4 protein-coding genes and 2 pseudogenes are annotated in these 5064 nt (G+C 74.3%); all 6 read right to left on the bottom strand.

From position 1 onward, the window contains the following. Positions 1-1151: pseudogene (locus tag ACYU8I_RS18775) on the bottom strand (hypothetical protein); the annotation flags it as partial. Continuing rightward, positions 1148-2605, bottom strand: a complete 1458-nt coding sequence (locus ACYU8I_RS18780) for a S8 family peptidase (RefSeq protein ID WP_460843852.1) — start codon at positions 2603-2605, stop codon at positions 1148-1150. The pseudogene ACYU8I_RS18775 and the gene ACYU8I_RS18780, both read right to left, overlap by 4 nt. A gap of 13 nt (positions 2606-2618) precedes the next feature. Then, complete coding sequence (locus tag ACYU8I_RS18785) at positions 2619-3194, bottom strand: hypothetical protein (protein ID WP_460843854.1); 576 nt, start codon at positions 3192-3194, stop codon at positions 2619-2621. A gap of 116 nt (positions 3195-3310) precedes the next feature. Continuing rightward, positions 3311-3598 carry a WXG100 family type VII secretion target gene (locus tag ACYU8I_RS18790; RefSeq protein WP_460843856.1) on the bottom strand — a complete coding sequence of 96 codons (288 nt, stop codon included), beginning with the start codon at positions 3596-3598 and terminating at the stop codon, positions 3311-3313. Between the two features lie 11 nt (positions 3599-3609). Then, complete coding sequence (locus tag ACYU8I_RS18795) at positions 3610-3921, bottom strand: WXG100 family type VII secretion target (protein WP_460843858.1); 312 nt, start codon at positions 3919-3921, stop codon at positions 3610-3612. Positions 3922-4105: 184 nt separating this feature from the next. Next, positions 4106-5064 (bottom strand): annotated as a pseudogene (locus ACYU8I_RS18800) (hypothetical protein); the annotation flags it as partial.

Below are 5064 nucleotides of genomic sequence, written 5' to 3' on the forward strand. Positions count from 1 at the left end.
CCGCCCGCCGAACCGCCGCGGGCACCGCCCGCCGAACCGCCACGGGCCGACTGAGCACCGCCCGCCGAACCGCCACGGGCCGACTGCGCACCGCCCGCCGTGGCGCCACGCGCCCCGCCGGCCTGGCCGCCCTTGCCGAGCACACCGTTGGTGCCGCCACCGGCGCGACCGCCCATGACAGGTCGAGAACCGCCTGCCGAGCCGCCGCGGGCCGACGCGGTGCCACCGCGTGCCGTGGCGCCGGTCGCGCTGCCCCGGCCGCCGCTGAGCTTGTTGAGCAGGCCCTTGCCCCCGGCGAGGGCACCGGCGGCACCGCCGGCGGCGAGGCCGCTGCTCGTCCCGCCGCCACCGAGGACCGGTCCCGACGATCCGCCGGGCTCGGTGCTGCCGCCGGGCTCGGTCCCACCCGGCACGACCTCGCCGGGAAGCACCTGGGGCCGACCCTCCTCCGGGCCGCGGACCTCGACGACCTCGCGGCCCCCGCGTCGGGGCATGCCGACGAGGGCGGAGCGGACGGTCTTGCCGACGAAGACACCGCTGGTGCTGGTGGAGTAGAGGCCGCCGCCGCCCGCGCTGCTGTAGCCGCTGCCCGGGCCGGACGACCCGGACACGTCGGTGCCCGTGGTCGAGGTGTCGGCGCCGCTGTCCTCGTAGCCCATGGCCTTGGCCATGTCGGTGCGGGACTCGCGCAGCTCCTGGTTCATCGCCTGCACGGCCTGGGCCGCCGCGGCCTCGCGCGCGGCGGCCTTGCCGGCCTCGGCGGCCACAGCGGTGCTGTGCGCCTGCTGCTTGGCCGGCGTGCGCTCGCCCGTGATCGGCGGCACGTCGTCGGCCGGCGGCGGCAGCGCCTCGTAGGCGGTCTTGGCGTCGGAGAGGGCGCCGCCCGCGCGCTGGATGGCGGTCCCTGACTGCTTCATCGCCTTCGCCCGGTCGTCGACCGAGGCGGCCATGCGGTCGAAGGCCGCCTTGGCAGCGGCACCGCCGTCGCTGGGATAGGCCGCGAGGATCTCGTTGCCGGTGCTCCGCAGCTGCGTGGCGACGTCGCCGAGACGCTCGCCCGAGGTGCCCCAGACGAAGCCCGTGAGACCGATCATCGTCACGTTGGCGTCGAGCGCCTCCTGCAGCTTCTGCTCGTTGGGTCCTGCGCTCATCGTTCCCCCTGGTGGTGCGGGCCGGCGTCGGCCGCGTCGTTGACGTCGTGCGTGGCAGGAGCGGGCGGTGCTCCCGGGTCGTGGGCGTTGCGGCGGCGCAGGGCGACGACCACCCCACCGAGCAGGGCCAGGGCGACGAGGGCGCCCAGCAGCAGCGCCGTCATCGGCGGTCCCGGGGTTGTCGCGTCGGTCGCGTCGCCGGACGTGTCGTCGGGCGTCGTGGCGGCCTGTCCCTCCGGCTGCTCGCCGCTCGCTGCGTCCTCGTCGGCGGGTGCCTCGGCGTCGGTCCCGTCGACGGCGGCGAAGCGCTCCGTCGCCTCCTCGACGCTCATCGCGAGCGGGTTGACGTCGGGGTAGGCCGACGGGTCCTGCCCGAGCGCGTTGTTGAGCTGCAGCTTGCCCCAGCCCAGGTCGTAGGCCCACTCGATGGGCTGCGTCTTGCCGGTGCCGTCGTTGTTGCGGATGACCGACTGGATCAGCTGGTTGTTGGTGGCCTCGGGGTACTTCGACGCCAGCAGCGCGAAGGCGCCCGCGGTGATCGCGGTCGCGCCGGAGGTGCCGGTGCGCTCGGCGCCGGAGACCCAGGTGCCGCTGTCGTCGAACCCGCCGGCCTGCGTGGCGATGCCGGGGGCGACCAGGGTCGGCTCGCCGACCTCGAAGCTGGCGCCGCTCTCCCGGCCCCCGCTCAGCTGCTCGTAGGTGATCGGGTTGCGCTCCCAGAGCCCGCCGTCGGCGCCGCCCGCGAGGACGGCGACCGCGCCCGGCGAGGCGGCGGGGAAGTAGAAGGTGTCCTTCTCGGAGTCTGCCGCCTCCGCCGCGATGACGACGACGGCACCGAGGCGGTTGGCCTCGTCGACGTACTCGACGAAGCCCTGGGTGAAGCCGCTGACCGACATGCTGATGACGTCGGCGCCCTGCTTGGCCGCCTTGACCAGCGTGCGGCCGGCCGAGTAGGTGTCGCAGACGCCCCGGCTGCCGTCGGGCTCGGTCTCGAGGGTGTAGAAGCGGAGCGTGGCCTCGGGTGCGACGCCGAGCACGCCACGACCCCCGGCGGCGTTGCCGGTGCCCTGGCCGACGATCAGGGTCGTCATGGCGGTGCCGTGGTCGGCGAAGGACCCGCCGGGGGTGCCCATGCGGGCGTCGTCGCAGCCGCGCCTGATCTTGATGTCGGCGCCCTGCAGGTCGGGCACGGAGGTGTCGAGGTAGCCGTCGAGGACGGCGACCACCGTACCCTCGCCGCGCGTCTCGCGGTGAGCCTCGTCGAGCCCCATGGCGTCGTACCACCACTGCTCGACGTGAGGCGGCTCCGCCGCGGCGGTCGTCGGCCGAGACACTGTCGAGGCCGTCGCGACCGCGCCGAGCGGCACCAGGCAGGCGGGCGCCGCCAGCGAGGCGGCCAGGGCGAGGCCCAGCGCCAGGCGGCGGGCCCGGGAGGAGGTGGCGTGCGCGGTCACGGGGACGCTGTCCTCAGCCGTCGAAGCCGCTCGAGCCCTCGGAGCCCTCGGAGCCCGAGGACCCGGACGTGCCGCCGCCCTCGGCGCCGGACGGCTGCTCGGAGCCCGCGGGACCCTCGTTGCCCGCACCGGGGCCGTCGTCCTGCGCGGTGTCGTCGAGGTCGAGGTCGCTGACGTCGACCTCCGACTGCGAGATGCCCTCGTCGTACGTCGTGTCGGTCTGCAGCGGCGTGGAGTCGAAGCTCTGGCCGAAGCTGCTCAGGGCGGCGGCGATGGCGTCGTCGGCCTGCTCGTGGTTGCGGGCCGAGGCGACGAGCTCGGACCCGAGGTTCTCGAGGTCGGAGACGATCGCGTCGATGGTGTCGAGGAAGTTCTGGCGGGCGTCCTGCTGCATGGCGAAGAACTCCTGCGCCTGCGGCACCTGGCTCCAGTGGCCGCTCGTGGCGTCGATGCCACGGAAGGTCTGGGTGCCGTCGGACGTGGCCTGCTCGATGTCGCCGACGGTGCGGGTGCCGATCTCACGGATCCGGTCGATCGCGATCTGCACGGAGTTTCCGGCTGCCGCGCCGTCGGAGCTCGGGTGTGCCACGTCTGTCCCCCTGGTCGAGTGGTGCTGGTCGGGCCGGTCGGCCCGGTGAGCCGGACGAGGCGGGTGCCACCGAGCAGGTCGGTGGCACCCACCCCGGTCACGGGTGCGCGCTCGGGTCAGCCGCCGTTGCGGGCGACGTTGCGCTGCTCCGCGGCGTGGTACTCGGCGCGGGCCTGGTCGACGGTGCCGCCGACCTCCTCGAGGAGCTGGTTGATGTCCTCCATCGCGGAGTTCCACTTCTCCTGGGCGGCCTGGTAGGCGGCCTTGGCCTCACCGTCCCACTGGCCCTGCATCTTCTTGATGCCGGAGTCCATGTCGGACACGCTGCCGCGCAGGTTGCGGGCAGCGGTGCGGATGTCTCCGGCGCCGGCGTCGAGCGCGGCGAAATCTACCTTCAGCGTCATGTCAGTTCCTCTCAGGGCATCCGGGACTCGAACTTGGCCATCACGTCAGCCGCGCCCTGGTCGGTGGTGACGTAGGTGTCGTCGGTGCCGCGCAGGTTCTGCTCGAACTGCTCGAGCGCCTGCCGCAGCTTGTTCTCCGCCTCGCGCCAGCGGGCCATCGTGCCCTGGAACGACACGGCGCCGCGGCCCTGCCACTTGGCGATGAGGTCCTGGAGCCGGTCCTCGAGCGCGTTGGCGTCCTTCATGATGCGCTGGCGACCCTCGGCGACCGCCTCGGCGCCATCGATGATCACGCCCTCGGCTGTTTGGAATCCTGCCTGCATGGCGGGTTTCCCCCTTCTGTCCTGCGTCAGCCCGGGAATCTCCCGGCCCGCCTGCTCGCGCACCCCCCTGTGGAGCACGTGGGTTGGATCACGACGAAGATATCCGCAGCCAACCTCGCTTAAACCGGCAATGCACAAATTGGCGGGAATCCCCCGACGGCTCGCGCATCCGACCCCGGCTGGTTCAGCCGAACGACGTGCGGATGACGTCGAAGAGCCCGGAGGCGAGCGGCACGAGCGCCACGACGAGCACCCCGCAGAGCGTCTCGACGACCTCCCCCGCGCGGGCCCACCAGACCGAGCGCCAGCCGTGGCCGAGCCGCACCGCCGCCATGACGACGCCGGGCACGACGAGGACCAGGACGGCCAGTGACCACCACACCCAGCTGCCGTCGAGCCGCGCCGCCAGCGCACCACCCGCGAGCAGGACGAGCCAGCAGCTGCTCAGGCCGAGCAGCCGCCGCGGGAGCCGGGAGCGGAAGCTCCGTCCCGCCAGCCCGAGCGCCGCCCCGGCGAGGCCGACCAGGGCGAGGCACCCGATGCCCGCCCACGTGGTGGCGTCGCCGCCCAGCGGCCCGCCGCGCAGCAGCACGACCGGAGCGGCCACGGCCGCGGTGATGCTCGTGACGACGACGCCCGCGACGACGGCCCGTCGGCTGTGCGCGACCACGTCGTCGACCATCGAGCGCCGCACCTGGTGACGCTTGCGGCCTCCCTGCGGCACGTCACGGGCCGACCAGGCGGTGACGGCGAGCCGGTCGAGGTCGAGCAGCACGTCGTCGTCGACGTCGACGACGAAGGACGGGAGCAACCGGGTCGCGAGGACGACGGCGGCCAGGGCGACCACGGCGAGCGCCAGGGGCGCGGCCCCGACGAGCAGCCAGGCGACCGCGACGGCGGCGAGCCCGCCACCGCACGTGATCCAGATGCGCAGGACCTGCTCGCCGGCCTCGTCGTCGGCACCGGTGCGCGCGAGCGCTGCCACCACCGCGGCGGCCAGGCCCGTGACCGCGAGGGCCAGCAGAGCTCCGCCCCGACCGGGCGACCACGCCAGCACGAAACCCGCTGCGGCCGCGAGCGCGGGCGCCGTACGGTCGCCACGAGCGCCGCACCGAGCGCGAGCACCCCCGCCGAGACGGGGCG

Source organism: Nocardioides marmoraquaticus, from assembly GCF_054777915.1.